This window comes from Rhizobium sp. B230/85 (assembly GCF_019355735.1).
Lineage (GTDB): Bacteria > Pseudomonadota > Alphaproteobacteria > Rhizobiales > Rhizobiaceae > Rhizobium > Rhizobium rhododendri.
This window is the reverse complement of the sequence record NZ_CP072156.1, coordinates 71,519-90,236: the sequence shown is the minus strand read 5'-3', so window position 1 is coordinate 90,236 and position 18,718 is coordinate 71,519. Positions and strand designations below refer to the sequence as shown.

Here is an 18,718-nt window from a genome sequence, read left to right as displayed (position 1 = left end):
TGTCATGCTTCGATCATCTTACGCCGCGATAACCACGACATAAGCATTGCAGGACCTTCCATGACGCGCCGCGATTCTACCTCGACCCTCGGACAGCTTGCCGGCGCCATCGCCCTGGTGTCGCAGGGAAGGCCCGGCCATATCGTCGACACGCTGATCGCCGAGCGCGGGGAGAAGATCGTCAAGAGCCCGTTCTGGCCGCTCATCCGTCCCTTCCTGCATGTGCTGCTGCGCTATCACAAGGCAATCCGTTTTGCCGACGATGTCGCCAAGCTGCCCGGATTCCAGTCGTTCGAATATATGAGCGACCTGCTGCGGCTCGACATCCGCTCCCAGAATGCCGAGCGTATTCCGGCCAGCGGCGGGTTTATCCTGGTGAGCAACCATCCGACCGGCATTGCCGACGGGGTGGCGATCTTCGACCTGATGAAGGAACGGCGGCCGGACATGATGGTGTTTGCCAACCGGGACGCGGTGCGTGTCAATCCGCGCTTTGCCGAGATGATTATTCCCGTCGAATGGCGCGATGAATACAAGAGCAAGCTCAAGACGCGCGAGACGCTGCTGCTGACCAATAAGACGGTCGAGGACGGCAAGGCGATGGTGCTGTTTCCCTCCGGTCGCATTGCCTACTGGGCGAATGGCAAGCTGAACGAGCGCCCGTGGAAGACGTCGGCAGTCGCGCTGGCACGAAAATACAATCTGCCGATCCTGCCGGTGCACCTGTCGGCGCGCAATTCCGGGCTGTTCTACTGGTTTGCCAAATGGTCCACCGAACTCCGCGACATGACGGTGTTTTACGAACTGCTCAACAAGCGCGGCGACCGCTTCGACTTCCGGGTCGGCAAGCTGATATCCCCGGACCAACTGGAAGGCGATGTCAACGAAGTGACCAGGGCGCTGGAAAAGCTGACGGTGCATGACATGGAGACCGATCCGGATGCGGTCTTCGTGCCGCTGTCGATGCCGGCGGCAGAGGCTGTTACGAGGCCATTGGTGGCGGCGGCACGCTGAGGGGCTGCTGGGCGGGGTAAGGTAGCATGGCACTGGTTGCATTCCGCTGTCGAACATTACCGACTAATATCGAAGGGCTCCAGCGCGATGCACGCCGCCACGGCTACGGCTCGATCGATCGTCTGATCTCTGAATGGCAGGAAGGCAGCAATCGCTTCGCCCGAACGGGGGAGTGCCTGCTTGCCATCCGTTCGGATCGGCGGCTGGTCGGGATAGGCGGGATGACGATAGAGCCCGCCGATGCCTCGATGATGCGGATGCGCAGGTTCTACGTCGACGCCGCGATGCGCGGGCGTGGAGTGGGCCGCCTGCTCGCGGAGACCTTGCTCGACGCCGTTCCAGGAGGGACTGCAGGGGTGACCGTCAACGCCGGCACGGCCGATGCTGCTGCATTCTGGTTGCGCATGGGATTTACCCCTGAAGTCGCCGACGGGTATACGCACGCGCGGCTCTTTGCCCCATCACGTGACTAACACGATGCCTGACGTGAACCGCGACTAATTTGCAGCCATTGCGGCCATAACGAGCATCGAAACTTGGTCGAATAAAAAAGACCCTCGCGGGTCTCTATTATGGCTATAGCCGAGTGAGTGCCCCTTACCGTGGTATTCTGGCCTCTAGGGCGGGCTTGCAATGGCGTCCTTGCGGAAGCCCCACTGTCCATTGCTGTCGCTAAAGCTATAGATTCAACTTGAGATTGTCAACGTGATCTCTGGTGCGGGACATTATGGAGATGTCTTCGCATTGCAGTGACATGTCTTCAAAACACTCTTCAACGGCGCGCGTTTCGATAGTCAGCTGTGTCGTTCGTCTGACGTGCCAATTGTCGGCACACGATCGCAATCCTGCATGCGGAGGCCGTTGTCGACATCTAATCCGTGACGGCTGCTCTTTGCCTGAAACCGCAGTTGCGCATCTCGCCCCTCGTCCCTAGTTGATGGGGACCGGCACCATTCGCCGGTTTCATTTCTTTCCAACTCCGGGCATGGTCTGCCGCAATGAACAACGATTCCTCTGATCTGTTCGGCGCGCTTGCGAAGGTGCCGCCGGTGACGCGTACTGTGCCCATTCTGGTGCCCATGCCTGCGCCGCGGCCCTATTCCTATGCCGTGCCCGAGGGTATGGCGGTCGAGCCCGGTTCGGTCGTGCAGGTGCCGCTGGGTCCGCGCCAGGTGATCGGCGTCGTCTGGGACGGGGGCGATGACAACGGCGTCGACCCCAAGAAGCTGCGGCCGATCACCCGTGTTTTCGACTGCCCGCCGCTCGCAAAGGAAATGCGCGACTTTATAGACTGGGTCGCCACCTACACGCTGTCGCCGCCCGGCCATGTGGCGCGGATGGCCTTGCGCGTGCCGGCTGCCTTCGATCCGGAGCCGATGGTCGAGGGGCTCAAGTTCGTCGGCGGCGCGCCCGACCGGCTGACGCCGGCCAGAAGCCGCGTGCTGGAAATGGCCGTCGGCGCGCCTTCGTGGACGCGCAGCGGCCTGGCCCACGCTGCCGGCGTGTCGACAAGCGTGATCGACGGTCTGGTAAAGCAGGGGGTTTTCGAGACCATCTTTCTCACTCCGCCGCCTGTCGTTGCCAAGCCCGATCCGGATTTCGTGGCGGCCCGGCTGGAGGGGCCGCAAAAGCAGGCGGCAGTCGAGGTGATCGACGAGGTCAGGAAGGCGACGTTCTCGGTATCTCTGATCGACGGGATTACCGGATCCGGCAAGACCGAGGTCTATTTCGAGGCGATAGCCGAGACCCTGCGGCAGGGACGGCAGGTGCTGATCCTGCTGCCGGAAATTGCCCTGACAGCAAGCTTTCTCGAGCGTTTCCAGCAGCGCTTCGGGTCGAAGCCGGCCGAATGGCATTCCGACCTTGCCCCTCGTACACGGGAAAAAGTCTGGCGGCAGGCGGTCACGGGGGATGTGCGCGTTGTCGCCGGTGCGCGCTCGGCGCTGTTCCTGCCGTTCGAGGATCTCGGGCTAATCATTGTCGACGAAGAGCACGACCCTGCCTACAAGCAGGAGGATCGGGTCTTCTACAATGCCCGCGACATGGCTGTGGTGCGTGCCCGGATCGGCGATTTCCCGGTCGTGCTGGTGTCGGCGACGCCATCGGTCGAAAGCCAGGTCAACGGCCAGAGCGGCCGCTACAGCACCATCCACCTGCCGACGCGCTTCGGCGATGCGGCGTTGCCAGATCTTCACCTCGTCGATATGCGGCGGCATGCTCCCGATCGCGGCGGTTTCCTGTCGCCGGTGCTTTTGCGCGCGGTTGGAAAGACGGTCGCGGACGGGCACCAGGCGCTGCTGTTCCTCAACAGGCGCGGTTATGCACCGCTGACCCTCTGCCGGGTCTGCGGCCACCGCTTCCAGTGCCCGCAATGCTCCAGCTGGCTGGTGGAGCACCGGTTTCGCCAGCAGTTGCAGTGCCACCAATGCGGTCATGCGGAGCGGACGCCGGAAGCCTGCCCGGAATGCGGCACCTTCGATCATCTCGTCGCCTGCGGGCCCGGCGTGGAACGTATCGCCGAGGAGGTGGAGAAGCATTTTCCGGATGCAAGGACCATCGTCCTGTCCTCCGATATTCTCGGCGGCGTCAAGCGCTTACGGCTGGAACTGGAGGCCATCGCCAATGGCGAGGCGGACATCGTCATCGGCACGCAGCTGGTGGCCAAGGGTCACAATTTCCCGCTGATGACGCTGGTCGGTATCGTCGATGCCGATATCGGGCTTGCCAATGGCGACCCACGGGCCGCCGAGCGGACATTCCAGTTGCTGAGCCAGGTCACCGGCCGCGCCGGTCGGACCGGGCTGAAAAGCCATGGCCTGCTGCAGACCTACCAGCCGCAGCATCCCGTCATGCAGGCGATCGTCTCGGGCGATGCAGCTGCTTTTTACGAGCGCGAGATTTCGGAGCGGGAAAGAGCCCTGCTGCCGCCGTTCGGACGGCTTGCCTCGATCATCGTCTCGGCCGAAACGCGCCAGGATGCCGAGACCCATGCGCGCGGTATGCGCAACGCCGCGCCTAACGTGCCGGGCATTGCCGTCCTCGGACCGGCCGAGGCGCCGCTGGCGCTGGTGCGCGGCCGGCATCGCTTCCGGCTGCTGGTGCACGGCCGGCGCAACTCGGACATGCAGGGGTTTTTGCGAACCCTGCTGGCGCAAGGGCCGAAGGAGCGCGGCTCCGTCCATGTGCAACTCGATATCGACCCGCAGAGCTTTTTGTAAACCGAGCCGCTGCCGACAGCATTGGTTACCAAAACCATGGGGCGGGGCATCCATATTTCCTCGACACGGACTTCGTGCCATAAGGCCGGCAATGCTTCAGATGATTTGGGAACGGTGATGGAATTTTATTTTCCGACTGAACGGGGCGAACAGCTCGCCTATTGCGCGGCTGCCTTTACGGCCTTGCTCGGGCTCTTCATGATGTTTGCGCCTGGATATGCCTATCGCATTCTCGGTCTGCAGCCGCGCGAGGGTCGCCTCGGCGCCTATGCGGAGGCCCGGTCGATGGGCGGATCGTATATCGGCTTCGGCCTGATGGCGATCCTTCTGGCACAGCCCATGGTTTATCTCGCCCTCGGCACGTCTTTCGCGCTTGCAGCATTCGGGAGGGTGCTGTCGCTGATGTCGGACCGTGGAAACGTCGTCGTCAACCTCGTGATGCTTGTCATCCAGGTTGCTCTTGCAGCTTTGCCGATTATCTATTTTCTTGGCTGGATTTGAGCAGAATTTGACCTGCGCCAACTCGTCGCGGGGAGAATTCGGCTTTTTGCGGCAGAAATCCCCGCGAAAGGCGCAATAGGGACCGAGGTGTGTTGCGAGTCTCAACTTCCTATGTTAGACGGGCTCGGAAATGGGAAGAAGCGGGGGCATCTCCCGCGGATTTCTTGGGGGAAATCAAAACCAATTCAAAGTCCTAGGCATCCGCACGCCCGGATCCTAACTTTAGGGTTGAAATCAGGGAAAATTGTGCCCGTGGCAGACACATCCCATCCTATATCCGGTGTGGCAGAGCGATATGCATCGTCTTTGTTCGAGCTTGCGCTCGCCGAGGGCGCCGTCGCCCAGGTGACTGCCGATCTCGACCGTTTCCAGGCCATGCTCGACGAAAGCGAAGACTTGCGGCGTTTCGTTGCCAGTCCGGTCTTCTCGTCCGGAGACCAGGTCAAGGCCATCGAGGCTTTGTCGGCCAAGGCTGGGATCACCGGTTTCTTCGCAAACTTCCTGAAGGTCGTTGCGCGTCACCGTCGTCTTTTTGCGCTGCCGGGCATGATCCGCTCTTTCCGCCTGATCGCTGCCGAGCAGCGTGGCGAAGTCACTGCCGAGGTCAGTTCCGCGCATGCGCTGACGCCGGAGCAGGAAAACGAATTGAAGGTGGCGCTGAAGAGCGTTACCGGTAAAGAAGTCACGGTCGCCGTAACGGTGGACCCGTCTATTCTTGGTGGTTTGATTGTGAAAGTGGGGTCGCGACAGATTGATACGTCGCTACGCACCAAACTTTCTACCCTTAAGCTTGCATTGAAAGAGGTTGGCTGATGGATATCCGCGCCGCGGAAATTTCCGCAATTCTGAAAGACCAGATCAAGAATTTTGGCCAGGAGGCTGAGGTTTCCGAGGTCGGCCAGGTTCTCTCCGTCGGTGACGGCATTGCCCGCGTCTACGGTCTGGATAACGTCCAGGCCGGCGAAATGGTCGAGTTCCCCGGCGGAATTCGCGGCATGGCCCTCAACCTCGAATCCGACAATGTCGGCGTCGTGATCTTCGGGTCCGACCGCGACATCAAGGAAGGCGACATCGTCAAGCGCACCGGCGCCATCGTCGATGTGCCAGTCGGTCCCGAACTGCTCGGCCGCGTCGTTGACGCACTCGGCAATCCGATCGATGGCAAGGGCCCGATCAACGCGACCCGCCGTTCGCGCGTCGACGTCAAGGCTCCCGGCATCATCCCGCGCAAGTCGGTGCATGAGCCGATGTCCACCGGCCTCAAGGCCATCGATGCTCTGATCCCGGTCGGCCGTGGCCAGCGCGAGCTCGTCATCGGCGACCGCCAGACCGGCAAGACTGCCATCATTCTCGACACGATCCTCAATCAGAAGGCCATCCACGACAATGGCCCTGATGCTGAAAAGCTCTATTGCGTCTACGTCGCCATCGGCCAGAAGCGCTCGACGGTTGCCCAGTTCGTGAAGGTGCTCGAAGAGCGCGGCGCGCTGAAGTACTCGATCATCGTTGCTGCCACCGCGTCCGACCCGGCGCCTATGCAGTACCTCGCACCGTTTGCCGGTTGCGCCATGGGCGAATACTTCCGCGACAACGGCCAGCACGCTCTGATTGGCTATGACGATCTTTCCAAGCAGGCCGTCGCCTACCGCCAGATGTCTCTGCTGCTGCGCCGCCCGCCAGGCCGCGAAGCCTACCCAGGCGACGTTTTCTACCTGCACTCGCGTCTTCTCGAGCGTGCTGCCAAGCTTTCCGACGAAAAGGGCTCCGGTTCGCTGACGGCTTTGCCGGTCATCGAAACACAGGGCAACGACGTTTCGGCCTTCATTCCGACCAACGTGATCTCGATCACCGACGGCCAGATCTTCCTTGAAACCGACCTGTTCTACCAGGGTATCCGCCCGGCTGTGAACGTCGGCCTGTCGGTTTCCCGCGTTGGTTCGGCCGCTCAGGTCAAGGCGATGAAGCAGGTTGCCGGCTCGATCAAGGGCGAACTTGCGCAGTATCGCGAAATGGCTGCCTTCGCGCAGTTCGGCTCGGATCTCGACGCCTCGACGCAGCGCCTGCTGAACCGCGGCGCACGCCTGACCGAACTCCTGAAGCAGCCGCAGTTCTCGCCGCTGAAGACGGAAGAGCAGGTTGCGGTTATCTTCGCCGGCGTGAACGGCTATCTCGACAAGGTCGCTGTCAGCGATATCGGCAAGTTCGAGCAGGGCCTGCTGTCTTATCTGCGGTCTGACGGCAAGGACATCCTTGACGCCATTCGCGACCAGAAGGCCATCAGCGACGATATCAAGGGCAAGCTCCAGGCTGCCATCGATACCTTCGGCAAGTCTTTCGCCTGATCAAGGCATCACTTTAGGACGGATAACGGATGCCTTCACTTAAGGATCTGAAAAACCGGATCGCCTCCGTCAAGGCGACGCAGAAGATCACCAAAGCGATGAAGATGGTCGCAGCGGCGAAGCTTCGGCGTGCTCAGGAGGCGGCCGAGGCTGCCCGCCCTTACTCGCAGCGCATGGGCGCCGTGCTTGCAAACATCACGCAGGCCGTCGGCACCAGTGACGAGGCGCCCGCGCTGATGCGTGGAACCGGTCAGGACAGGGTTCATCTGCTGGTCGTCTGCTCGGCGGAACGTGGTCTCTGCGGCGGTTTCAATTCGCAGATCGCCCGATTTGCCCGCGATCATACCCGCAGGCTGCTGGCCGAAGGCAAGACGGTCAAGATCTTCACCGTCGGCAAGAAGGGCTATGACATCCTGCGTCGCGAGTTTGCTTCGCTGATCGTCGAGCGCAAGGAACTTCGCGACGTCAAGAAGATCGGCTTCGGCAATGCCGATGAAATCGGCAAGCGCATCGTGGAGATGTTCAATGCCGGCGAATTCGATGTCTGCACTCTGTTCTATTCCGAATTCAAGTCTGTGATATCGCAGGTGCCGACGGCGCTGCAGCTTATCCCGGCGATCGTGCCGACTGCACCGGTCGCGACGGAAGCGACCCAGGCGAATGCGATCTACGAATACGAACCCGATGCCGCGTCGATCCTGACGGATCTGATCCCGCGCAACATCTCGGTCCAGGTTTTCCGCGCGCTCCTCGAGAACGTTGCTGGTGAGATGGGCGCGAAGATGAGTGCAATGGATAACGCGACCCGGAACGCTGGTGAGATGATCAACAAACTGACGCTCAGCTACAACCGCCAGCGTCAGGCGCAGATCACCAAGGAACTCATTGAAATCATTTCGGGCGCGGAAGCGCTCTGAGGTTAGGAAGAGGGTAAGAATATGGCTATGGCAGCTACCCCCGCAGCAGCAACGCCTGCAGTCGGTTCGACCGGCAAGATCACGCAGATCATCGGACCCGTCGTTGACGTTGTGTTCGACGGCGAACTGCCGAAGATCCTGAATGCGCTGGAAACCATGAACAACGGCAACCGCCTTGTTCTGGAAGTCGCGCAGCACCTCGGCGAAAACGCCGTCCGCACGATCGCAATGGACGCCACCGAAGGCCTGGTTCGCGGACAGACCGTCACCGATACAGGCACCCCGATCACCGTTCCGGTCGGCCCCGAGACGCTCGGCCGCATCATGAACGTCATCGGCGAGCCGGTCGACGAAGCAGGTCCGCTGGTCACCGCGACAAAGCGCTCGATCCACCAGGAAGCGCCTGCCTATATCGAGCAGTCCACTGACGCGCAGATCCTTGTTACCGGCATCAAGGTCGTCGACCTGCTCGCACCTTATGCCAAGGGCGGCAAGATCGGCCTGTTCGGCGGCGCCGGCGTTGGCAAGACCGTTCTGATCATGGAATTGATCAACAACGTCGCCAAGGCGCACGGCGGTTACTCGGTGTTTGCCGGCGTCGGCGAACGCACCCGCGAAGGCAACGACCTTTACCACGAAATGATCGAATCCGGCGTGAACAAGCTGGGCGGCGGCGAAGGCTCGAAAGCAGCTCTCGTCTACGGTCAGATGAACGAGCCACCAGGTGCGCGCGCCCGCGTTGCGCTCACCGGCCTGACGATCGCCGAAGACTTCCGCGACAAGGGACAGGACGTTCTGTTCTTCGTCGACAACATTTTCCGCTTTACGCAGGCGGGTTCGGAGCTGTCGGCTCTGCTCGGCCGTATTCCTTCGGCCGTGGGTTATCAGCCGACGCTGGCCACCGACATGGGCCAGATGCAGGAGCGCATCACCACGACGACCAAGGGCTCGATCACATCGGTTCAGGCGATTTACGTCCCCGCCGACGACTTGACCGACCCGGCTCCGGCAACCTCGTTCGCCCATCTGGACGCAACGACGAACCTGTCGCGCTCGATCGCCGAAAAGGGCATCTATCCTGCCGTCGATCCGCTGGACTCCACCTCGCGCATGCTCGACCCGCTGGTCGTCGGCGAAGAGCACTATGAAGTTGCTCGTAAGGTTCAGTCGACGCTGCAGCGCTACAAGGCCCTGCAGGACATCATCGCCATCCTCGGCATGGACGAACTGTCGGAAGACGACAAGCTGTCGGTTGCCCGCGCCCGCAAGATCGAGCGCTTCCTTTCGCAGCCGTTCTTCGTTGCCGAAGTCTTCACCGGCGCTCCGGGCAAACTCGTTGCGCTCGAAGATACGATCAAGGGCTTCAAGGGCCTCGTGAACGGCGATTACGACCACCTCCCGGAAGCTGCCTTCTACATGGTCGGCACCATCGAGGAAGCGGTCGAAAAGGCAAAGAAGCTGGCTGCTGCCGTTTGATGCTTGTCGGTGGCGCCAGGCTTTGCCAGCGCCACTGCCTTACCAAAGACAATCGAGAAGTGACGGTCCATGGCTGATTTCAAATTCGAACTGGTGTCTCCCGAGCGGCTGCTGCTGTCCGAAATGGTGACGGCTGTCGTCATTCCGGCGAGCGAAGGCGAGATGACGGTCATGGCAAACCATGCACCGACCATGACCACTATCAAGCCAGGTGTGGTCAGCGTCCGCTCCAGCACCGGTGCCAAGAAGGACTATGTGGTTTTCGGCGGTTTTGCAGACGTCCTGCCGACGGGCTGCACGTTGCTCGCCGAATCCGCCGTTCCGGTCGACGAACTGCAGCGCGATGAATTGACCCGTCGTATCGACGCGGCGCAGGCCGAACTCAACGATGCCGTTCATCACGAGCACAAGTCGAAGCTCGAGCAGTTCATCATGGAACTTTCGCATCTGCAGGGTAGCGTCATCCGCGACTGATACAGAGCGTCAGGACAAGATCTTCAAAGCGGCTTCGGCCGCTTTTATTTTTTGAACCGGCTTGTTCGTCCGATACCGATTTCTCCGCTAAACCTCCCGCCAATCGGCTTTCCTTCGTGGATCTAAACCCTATGATAGCGGGATGGGAGCCATCGGGCCTGGGAGAGTTCTAGTGTTTCAATCCAATTTGTTTGCCAACCGCACCGTCGTCGTGACGGGTGCGGGCCGTGGGATCGGGCTTGAGGTGGCGCGGCAGTTTCTCGACTGCGGCGCGCGCGTGCTGGTGCATATCGGCCGGGATGAAAGTCGCCCATTGCCGGCTTTTCTCAGCGACGCTAAAAATACAGGGCGTGCCGTGATCTTTGCCGCCGACTTCGGTGCTGCCGATGGGACGTCTGCCTTCGTCAAGGCCGTTGGCGAACATGCTGGGACGGTGGATGTGCTGGTCAACAACGCCGGGACGATGCTGGGACGCTATCCGGCCGCCGATCTCACCGATGCGCAATATCAGGCCGTGGTGCAGCTCAACCAGACGGCTGTCGTCGAGGTCACACGTGGACTGCTGCCGTTGCTGAGAGCCTCGGGGCAGGCGGCCATCGTCAACACGGTATCGATTTCCGCGCTGACGGGAGGCAGTCCGGGTTCGGCAATCTATTCTGCTTCGAAGGCTTTCGTTGCCACCTATTCCAAGGCGTTGGCGCGGGAACTGGCGCCGGACGGTATCCGCGTCAACTGCGTATCGCCGGGGACGATCACGACAGAATTCCACGAGCGCTATTCGTCCGAAGAAAAACTCGAGGCGACCCGACGCACAATCCCTTTGCAGCGTCTAGGGACGGCAGAGGACTGCGCGCCGGCATACCTGTTCCTGTCGGCACCATCCTTATCCGGCTACATCACTGGCCAGGTGATCGAGATCAACGGTGGGCAGCTGATTTGCTGATGGGAAAGCGTTGAGCAAGTTCGAGACGACTGCGCATGTCGAGAGAATTGCGCGCCGCGATGGCAAGATGGCTCGAAGCCTTCGGAGCGTGCCCGAGGAAGTGCCAATTGCCTTTTCCTATGGCGGCTCCTCGCATGCGGTGATGATGGCGACACCCGCCGATCTCGAGGATTTCGCTGTCGGCTTCAGCCTGACGGAAGGTATCGTCACCTCCGTCGGAGAGATCGCCGCCATCGAGGCTGTAGAGGATGACGAGGGCATCGACGTGCAGATCACTCTTGTCGATGCGGTGGCGGACGCGTTGCGCACCCGCAAGCGTCACATGGCCGGGCCGGTCGGCTGCGGCCTGTGCGGCATCGAGTCGATCGAGCAGGCTGTGCGCCCGATACCGGATGTTTCGGGTGTCGGCCCGACACTGACCATGGCCGAAGTCACCGGGGCCGTCGCTTTGCTTAATGCCGCGCAGCCGCTGCATCGCGAGACCCGGGCTGTGCATGGTGCGGGCTTTTACCTGCCGGGGAAGGGGCTTTCGGCCGTGCGCGAGGATGTCGGCCGTCACAATGCGCTGGACAAGCTGTGTGGTGCGGTCGTTCGTGCCGGGCAGGACGCCGGCTTAGGCGCGGTCGTCGTCACCAGCCGATTGTCGGTCGAGATGGTGCAGAAGGCCGCCATTCTCGGCAGCGCCGTGTTGATTGCGATATCAGCCCCGACAGCTCTCGCCATCCGGACGGCTGAGGAGGCGGGAATGACGCTCATCGCGTTGGTCCGGGGGGAGGATTTCGAGATATTCACCCACCCCGGCCGGATCATCGACGCGGCACTCGATTGAGCGAGTCCGCATGCGGTCCCAAACCCTCTGGGCTCGCGGCTAGAACTCCTCCCAGCTCTCGGCGACGGCTGCTGACGAACCGCTACTTCTGGCAGCCCGCATCACCGGTTGGCGAGCCGGCGATGGCGCGGTCCGGGAACGTGGTGAGGCGGCTGCCGTGCGTGAGGGCCTGTCGCCGGCGACGCCGAACTGGGCGAGTAGTGCGCGCAACTCCTCGGTCTCGTGCGTAAGTTTGTGGCTCGCCGCAGTGTTTTCCTCGACCATGGCGGCGTTCTTCTGGGTCGCATGATCCATGGCATTGACCGCCTGGTTGATTTCCTTGAGGCCGAGAGACTGTTCCTTCGAGGCCACGACGATAGCGATGACATTCTTGTCGATATCGCCGACCTGCTGAACGATCTCTTCTAGTGCCTTGCCGGTCTCGTCGACCAGTGCAACACCGTTTTTCACCAACTGGCCGGACTTGTTGATCAGCCCCTTGATCTCCTTTGCAGCCCCGGCGGAGCGCTGTGCGAGTTCACGGACCTCCTGGGCAACGACTGCAAAGCCCTTTCCGGCCTCGCCGGCACGGGCAGCCTCGACGCCGGCATTCAGCGCCAGCAGGTTGGTCTGGAAGGCGATGTCGTCGATGACGCCGATGATGCTGCTAATCTCGCGGGACGATTGTTCGATCTGGCCCATTGCGGCAACTGCGTTGCGCACCACATTGCCAGATTGCTCGGCCCCCTGCCGTGTCTGGGCGACAAGCCGTCCGGCCTCGTCCGCACGCTTGCTGCTGTCGTTGACAGCGGTCGTGATCTCTTCGAGCGCTGCCGCCGTCTCTTCGATGGAGGCGGCCTGTTGCTCCGTCCGCTTGGACAGGTCGTCTGCCGCCGTGCCAATCTCGCGCGAGCCGGCTGCGATAGCGCTGGCGTTGCCGCCGATAGTCTCCATCGCCGCCGAAAGCTTGCCCAGCGCGTCGTTGAAATCGCGACGCAACTGCTCCATCGAGGGTACGAACGGCGTGTCGATGGTCTGCGTGAGATCGCCTTGCGCCAGTGCCTTCATGCTTTCGCCGAGTTTCGCAATGGCACTCATGCGGCTGGTGACATCCGTCGCAAATTTGACGACCTTGAAGACCTTCCCGTTGGCATCGAGGATCGGATTGTAGGCGGCCTGAATCCAGATTTCGCGACCACCCTTGCCGAGGCGGACGAACTCGTTGGCAACAAACTCGCCACCCGCCAAACGGCGCCAGAAGTTTGCATACTCCTCGGAGCGGCTGTAGGCCGGATCGCAGAACATGCTGTGGTGTTTGCCAACGATCTCGCTGAGCGAATAGCCGAGCGCATTGCAGAAATTTTCATTGGCAACGAGGATTTCGCCCGTCGGTGTGAATTCGATGATGGCCTGAGATTGGGAAAGCGCATCCAGCTTGCCTGCGTCCTCGACAGATTTGGTGTATGCGGCCGTGATGTCGGAGGCGAATTTGACGACCTTGTAGGGCTTACCGCTCTTTTGAACGGGATTGTAGCTTGCCCGAATCCAGACATTCCGACCGTTCTTGCCGATGCGTCTGAAAACGGCTGAAGCATAGTCGCCGCGGCCAAGGCTGGCCCAGAAATTGCGATATTCCTGCGAGGCGCTGTAATCCGGGTCGCAAAACATGCTGTGGTGCTTGCCGACGATCTCGCTCTGCTGGTAGCCGAGCGCGTTGCAGAAGTTTTCGTTTGCTTTCAGGATCTTGCCTGTCAGGTCGAATTCGATCACTGCCTGTGATCGCGAGATGGCATTGAGAATATGCTGGGCGTCTGAAGTCAGTCCGAAGCTCATAGCGAGGTGCCTCATTTCCTGGCGCAGCCCCACGCCAGCGCCAATGCTCCATTGAAACCTCCAGGCGCGACAACAGCCCTCAGGCACATCGCACGAAGAGACGTTGGCCGATCCATCCGGAACGGCCGTATTTGAATAATCGATTTGCTAGGTGCGCCAGAGTTGCACTGGCTGTCTGCGTTAAGCTGTCCGCAACATGATGTCGCAATACAAAGATGGATAAAAATAGTTAAATTACGGTATATTCTAAATAGACAATAAAACCAAAGATTGTGCGGTCAGTATAATGTCTGCGGGCGCACGGGTTCAGGCATGACGGCAATAAAAAACCGCCCCGGAACGGAGCGGTTTCATTTGTGGAAGGCGACGGCAGTTTTATGCGGCCACGTCTTTAAGCAGCCATGTCCTCTGCGTCGGTTTCCTTGAACATCTTCGCCAGGTTGAGAAAGCAGATCATGCCGTTTTCGGTGGCGATGATGCCTTCGCAATAGGAGCGATCGAAGGAAGCGGTGACTTCCGGGACCGGCTGCACCTGGTCCGAGCCGATCGTCAGGATGTCGGAGACGCGGTCGACGAGCATGCCGATCACCATGTTGTGGACCTCGGCGACAACGATGGCGCTGCGTTCGTTGGCGACCGTGCTCTTCATGCCGAGCTTGTAGGCAAGATCGATGATCGGGATCACCGAACCGCGCAGGTTCATGACGCCGATGACGTCAGACGGTGCATGCGGGATCGGGGTTGAAGGAGCCCAGCCGCGGATCTCGCGGATGGTGGTCGTCTTCACGCAGAATTCCTGCTCGTGAAGCCGGAAAGCGATGATCTCGAGGGTCTCGCCGCTGAAACTCGTTGTCGTGATGGTTGCCATTAGAATTCTTCCCAATTTTCCTGAGCAAGCGCGGCTGTGGCCCCGCGACCGCTGGCGCGAACGGCCTTCACCCTCGATACGGGCGCCGAACCCGTCGTCGCTCTGGCATCGGGACGCCCTGAGCGAATCATAGTGGAAGAGTGTTGCCCAAATCTAAACTGCGCCAACAACTCGCGCAGGCTCTCGGCCTCGTTGGCGAGACTGCTGCTTGCCGCTGTCGTCTCCTCGACCATGGCCGCGTTCTGCTGGGTGTTCTGGTCCATGGAGTTGACGGCGTTGTTGATTTCTTTCAGCCCGGTCGCCTGTTCCCGCGCGGCAACGACGATAGCGGCAACGTTCGTGTCGATCTCGCCGACCTGGCGGACGATGGTGTCCAGCGCGCGGCCTGTTTCATCCACGAGCGACACGCCGTTCTTGACCTGCATCGAGGAGGTGGTGATCAGTGTCTTGATCTCCTTGGCCGCCTTGGCCGAGCGCTGTGCGAGTTCGCGGACTTCCTGGGCGACGACTGCGAAGCCCTTGCCGGCTTCTCCGGCCCGCGCTGCCTCGACGCCGGCGTTCAAGGCCAGCAGGTTTGTCTGGAAGGCAATGTCGTCGATGACGCTGATGATGTTGCTGATTTCGCGCGAAGACTTGTCGATTTCCCCCATCGCATTGACGGCGTTGCGCACGACCGCTCCGGAGAGTTCGGCTCCGCTTCTAGTCTGGGCCACCAGATTGGCGGATTCCTCGGCCCGACGGGCGCTATCGGCAACCGTTTGGGTAATCTCCTCCAGGGCAGCGGCTGTCTGCTCCACGGCGGCGGCCTGTTGCTCGGTACGCCGCGCGAGCTCGTCGGAGGCTGTGCGGGTCTGGCTTGCGCCGGCGGCGATCGCGTTGGCATTTTCGGCCACCACGCGCATGGCGGATTCCAGCTTCTCGACGGAGTGGTTGAAGTCTACGCGGACTTTTTCAAGCGTCGGAATGAACGGCTTTTCAATGCGCGATACCAGATCGCCGTTGGCAAGCGCCGTCAGGCCAGCGGCCAGTTCTGCGACTGCACGGACGCGTTCGGTGACGTCGGTTGCGAATTTGACGACCTTGAAGATGCGACCGTTCATGTCCAGAATAGGGTTGTAGGAAGCCTGAATCCAGACGACCTTGCCGCCCTTGCCGATCCGCATGAACTCTTCCGCGATAAACTGACCGGAGGCGAGCGTTTCCCAGAACTTCCTGTATGCCGGCGTTGAAACATAGGCCGGGTCGCAGAATATCTGGTGGTGACGGCCGCTGATTTCCTCGAGCCTATATCCAAGGAGCGACAGGAAGTTTTCGTTTGCCGTAAGGATCTCTCCACCAGGCGTAAATTCGATCACGGCCTGGACGCGGGAAATCGCATTGAGCTTGCCCTCGGCATCGGCCGCGCGCAATTTTGCGTCGGTGATGACGCTGGCGAATTTGACCACCTTGCAGGGTTTGCCGTGCGACAGAACCGGATTGTAGGTCGCCTGAAGCCAGACTTCGCGTCCGTCCTTAGCAAGTCTTTTATATTCGCCGGAATCGAACTTGCCGTCGCCGAGATTGGCCCAGAAGGCGCGGTACTCGCTGGATGCGACATAGGCGGGGTCGCAGAAAATGCTGTGGTGCCTGCCGACGATATCCTGCAGCTTGTAGCCAAGCGTGTTGCAGAAATTTTCATTGGCGGTGATGATTTTCCCTGTCAGGTCGAACTCTATGACTGCCTGGGATTTCATGAGGGCTGCGTTGATCGCCTTGGCTTTGGCCCCGGAACTGAACGGTATGATCGACATAGAATTTTCCTCCAAGGAAGCAATGTCGTCAAGGCACACTTCGCCAATCAGCAGAATGTAAAATGTGAGCGCCGCCCATTTTCATTTTATATTCTATCTAATTTGTAAGTATGGCTGATTATTTGCTGTGCGTTGAGTTATTTGTAGTTCAGACGAAAATTTTAAATTTGTCAAATGTCATTTTTATTCGGAAGTCTGATGCGCGTTGCTATCTGTATTAGAATGAAGTCATTAAAAATTTACTTAGATTCTATTGTTTACCCCTGAAATCCTAGGGGTAAGCACGCATGCATCTAACTATAGAAACAACGAAAGGGTCGTGCTATGCGAGCACCTTGGCAAGTCGCTCGACGGCCCAGTCGACCTGATCTGCCGTGATGACAAGCGGGGGTGCAAGGCGGATGGTATGGCCGTGGGTGTCCTTGGCCAGAATGCCGAGTGTTTTCAAGGCATCGCAGTAAGGCCTTGCGCCGCCGGCTTCCGGGTCCAGTTCTATCGCCATCATCAAGCCGCGACCGCGAACGTCCTTGACGATGTTGGACCGGATTGCCCTGAGGCCATCGAGGAAGCGGTTGCCCATAACGGCGGCGTTCTCGATCATGCCTTCTTCCGTCAGCACCTTCAGTGAGGCCCGGGCGACGGCGCAGGCTAGCGGGTTGCCGCCGAAGGTCGAGCCATGCTGACCGGGCTTCAGGACCCCCAGCACCTCCGAGTTCGAAAGCACCGCCGACACCGGATAGAAGCCGCCTGACAGCGCCTTGCCGATCAGCGTCACGTCCGCCTCGATGCCTTCATGCTCCTCAGCCAGCAGCTTGCCCGTACGGCCGAGCCCTGTCTGGATCTCGTCAAGGATAAGCGTGACGTTGTTGTCGGTGCAGAGCTCGCGGACACGCGTGAAATAGCCTGCCGGCGGGATGATGACGCCGGCCTCGCCCTGGATGGGCTCCACCAGAACCGCAACGGTATTTTCAGTGATCGCTGCCGCCAGTGCATCGGCATCGCCGAAGGGCACGGTGACGAAGCCGGGGGCGTAGGGGCCGAAGCCGTTGCGGGCATCGGGGTCCGTCGAAAAACTGATGATGCCGAGCGTCCGGCCGTGGAAGTTCTCCGAGCAGACGATGATCTCCGCCTGGTTCCCGGCGACGCCCTTGACCTCATATCCCCATTTGCGGACCGCCTTGACGACAGTCTCGACTGCCTCGGCCCCGGAGTTCATCGGCAGGATCTTGTGCGAGCCGGTGAGGGCGGCGAGCTCTTCGTAGAGGTAGGCAAGCTGGTCGTTGCGGAAAGCCCGCGAGGTAAGCGTCAGCTTGCCGGCCTGCTCGGTCATGGCCGCAAGGATTTTCGGATGGCAGTGACCCTGGTTGACCGCCGAATATGCGGACAGGCAATCGAGATAGCGATTGCCGTCGGTGTCCCAGACATACACGCCTTCGCCACGTGACAGGACGACGTCGAGCGGCTTGTAGTTGTGGGCGCCGAGGCGCTGTTCGGTGGCTATGAGATTGGCGGACAAGGTCACGATCGGTCTCCTCTCCAGGATCAGGCGGCGCGGGTCGGGCGGTCGAAGATGCGGCGGCCGAACAGGCTGGCCGTCAGTTCGACAAGAACGCGGGCGCTCTTGCCGCGATCGTCGAGAAACGGATTGAGTTCGACGAGATCCAGTGACGACACGAGGCCGCTGTCCGAAAGCATTTCCATGACCAGATGGGCTTCTCGGAAGGTGGCGCCGCCGGGAACGGTCGTGCCGACGCCGGGTGCAACGTCCGGATCGAGGAAATCGACGTCGAAGCTGACATGCAGCAGACCATTGGCATTGCTCACTGTCGTCAGGATGTTGCTGATGATGGAAGCGACGCCCTGCTCGTCGATGGCGCGCATGTCGAAGACGTTGACACCGTGCTCGCGGATGGCATCGCGCTCATGCGGGTCGACGGAGCGGATGCCGACCTGATAGACCTTGCGCGGGTCGACGAAGGGTCGTTCCTTCGGCAGGATGTCGGCGAATTCCGCCTCGCCGCAGAAAAACGCCACGGGCATTCCGTGGATATTGCCGGACGGAGACGTCACCGGCGAATTGAAGTCGGCATGGGCGTCGAGCCACAATACGAAAAGCGGACGGCCGATGCCGGCCGCATAGCGGGCCATCCCCGAGACGCTGCCCATCGACAAGGCATGGTCGCCGCCAAGAATGATGGGAAACCCGCCGGCCTTTGCCACGTCGTAGACGCTTGATTCCAGCGCCCGGGTAAAGGCACCGACCACCTTCAGGTGATGAGCCTTTGGATGATCCGGCAAGTCGCCGGCCGGTTCAGGGTGAAGGTCACCGGCATCGATAACGCTATGGCCGAGCTCGATCAACATCGTGTCGATGCCGGCGATGCGGAGCGCCGTCGGCCCCATGGCCGCGCCTCGTCGGCCAGAGCCTTCTTCGAGAGGAACGCCGATCAGCGTGACAGAGGTCGAGTGGGTGTTCATGAGGCGGTTCCCTGAATTGTCAGGGCAATATGACCTACGGCGATGACAGCAAAAAG

The 18,718-nt window shown here is 60.6% G+C and carries 16 protein-coding genes; 11 read left to right on the top strand and 5 right to left on the bottom strand.

What is annotated here, in order from left to right:
• Nucleotides 1-60: 60 nt before the first annotated feature.
• From J5289_RS00455 to fdhD, 11 genes are all read left to right on the top strand, one after another.
• Entirely contained in the window at nucleotides 61-1,014 is a 954-nt protein-coding gene (locus J5289_RS00455; protein ID WP_209185241.1) for a GNAT family N-acetyltransferase, read from the top strand.
• A 26-nt stretch (nucleotides 1,015-1,040) separates the two neighbouring features.
• Nucleotides 1,041-1,487 carry a GNAT family N-acetyltransferase gene (locus tag J5289_RS00450; RefSeq protein WP_209185239.1) on the top strand — a complete coding sequence of 149 codons (447 nt, stop codon included), beginning with the start codon at nucleotides 1,041-1,043 and terminating at the stop codon, nucleotides 1,485-1,487.
• A gap of 525 nt (nucleotides 1,488-2,012) precedes the next feature.
• Nucleotides 2,013-4,232, top strand: coding sequence for a primosomal protein N' (locus J5289_RS00445; RefSeq protein WP_209185237.1), 2,220 nt, complete (start codon nucleotides 2,013-2,015; stop codon nucleotides 4,230-4,232).
• 117 nt (nucleotides 4,233-4,349) lie between these two features.
• Nucleotides 4,350-4,733 carry a DUF4345 domain-containing protein gene (locus tag J5289_RS00440; protein ID WP_142824726.1) on the top strand — a complete coding sequence of 128 codons (384 nt, stop codon included), beginning with the start codon at nucleotides 4,350-4,352 and terminating at the stop codon, nucleotides 4,731-4,733.
• 246 nt (nucleotides 4,734-4,979) lie between these two features.
• Nucleotides 4,980-5,546, top strand: coding sequence for a F0F1 ATP synthase subunit delta (locus tag J5289_RS00435; RefSeq protein ID WP_209185235.1), 567 nt, complete (start codon nucleotides 4,980-4,982; stop codon nucleotides 5,544-5,546).
• Complete coding sequence (atpA, locus tag J5289_RS00430; protein WP_142824728.1) at nucleotides 5,546-7,075, top strand: F0F1 ATP synthase subunit alpha; 1,530 nt, start codon at nucleotides 5,546-5,548, stop codon at nucleotides 7,073-7,075. Before J5289_RS00435 ends, atpA begins: the two co-directional genes overlap by 1 nt.
• 29 nt (nucleotides 7,076-7,104) lie before the next feature.
• Nucleotides 7,105-7,992, top strand: coding sequence for a F0F1 ATP synthase subunit gamma (locus J5289_RS00425; protein ID WP_209185231.1), 888 nt, complete (start codon nucleotides 7,105-7,107; stop codon nucleotides 7,990-7,992).
• Nucleotides 7,993-8,013: 21 nt separating this feature from the next.
• Complete coding sequence (atpD, locus tag J5289_RS00420; protein WP_142824730.1) at nucleotides 8,014-9,468, top strand: F0F1 ATP synthase subunit beta; 1,455 nt, start codon at nucleotides 8,014-8,016, stop codon at nucleotides 9,466-9,468.
• Between the two features lie 69 nt (nucleotides 9,469-9,537).
• Complete coding sequence (locus J5289_RS00415) at nucleotides 9,538-9,942, top strand: F0F1 ATP synthase subunit epsilon (protein WP_111219796.1); 405 nt, start codon at nucleotides 9,538-9,540, stop codon at nucleotides 9,940-9,942.
• A 172-nt stretch (nucleotides 9,943-10,114) separates the two neighbouring features.
• Nucleotides 10,115-10,885, top strand: coding sequence for an SDR family NAD(P)-dependent oxidoreductase (locus J5289_RS00410; RefSeq protein WP_257623385.1), 771 nt, complete (start codon nucleotides 10,115-10,117; stop codon nucleotides 10,883-10,885).
• A gap of 67 nt (nucleotides 10,886-10,952) precedes the next feature.
• Nucleotides 10,953-11,714, top strand: a complete 762-nt coding sequence (fdhD, locus tag J5289_RS00405) for a formate dehydrogenase accessory sulfurtransferase FdhD (protein WP_219258334.1) — start codon at nucleotides 10,953-10,955, stop codon at nucleotides 11,712-11,714.
• Between the two features lie 39 nt (nucleotides 11,715-11,753).
• Here fdhD and J5289_RS00400 read toward each other — a convergent pair whose 3' ends face one another.
• From J5289_RS00400 to rocF, 5 genes are all read right to left on the bottom strand, one after another.
• Nucleotides 11,754-13,526 (bottom strand): methyl-accepting chemotaxis protein, encoded by a 1,773-nt coding sequence (locus J5289_RS00400; RefSeq protein WP_209185225.1) that lies wholly within the window; start codon nucleotides 13,524-13,526, stop codon nucleotides 11,754-11,756.
• A gap of 391 nt (nucleotides 13,527-13,917) precedes the next feature.
• Complete coding sequence (locus J5289_RS00395) at nucleotides 13,918-14,394, bottom strand: chemotaxis protein CheW (protein ID WP_111219804.1); 477 nt, start codon at nucleotides 14,392-14,394, stop codon at nucleotides 13,918-13,920.
• Nucleotides 14,394-16,184: a PAS domain-containing methyl-accepting chemotaxis protein gene (locus tag J5289_RS00390; protein WP_209185223.1), complete on the bottom strand. Its 1,791-nt coding sequence runs from the start codon at nucleotides 16,182-16,184 to the stop codon at nucleotides 14,394-14,396. Before J5289_RS00390 ends, J5289_RS00395 begins: the two co-directional genes overlap by 1 nt.
• Nucleotides 16,185-16,506: 322 nt before the next feature.
• Nucleotides 16,507-17,706 carry an ornithine--oxo-acid transaminase gene (rocD, locus tag J5289_RS00385; RefSeq protein ID WP_209185221.1) on the bottom strand — a complete coding sequence of 400 codons (1,200 nt, stop codon included), beginning with the start codon at nucleotides 17,704-17,706 and terminating at the stop codon, nucleotides 16,507-16,509.
• A gap of 20 nt (nucleotides 17,707-17,726) precedes the next feature.
• Nucleotides 17,727-18,662 (bottom strand): arginase, encoded by a 936-nt coding sequence (gene rocF / locus J5289_RS00380; RefSeq protein ID WP_209185219.1) that lies wholly within the window; start codon nucleotides 18,660-18,662, stop codon nucleotides 17,727-17,729.
• Nucleotides 18,663-18,718: the final 56 nt, after the last annotated feature.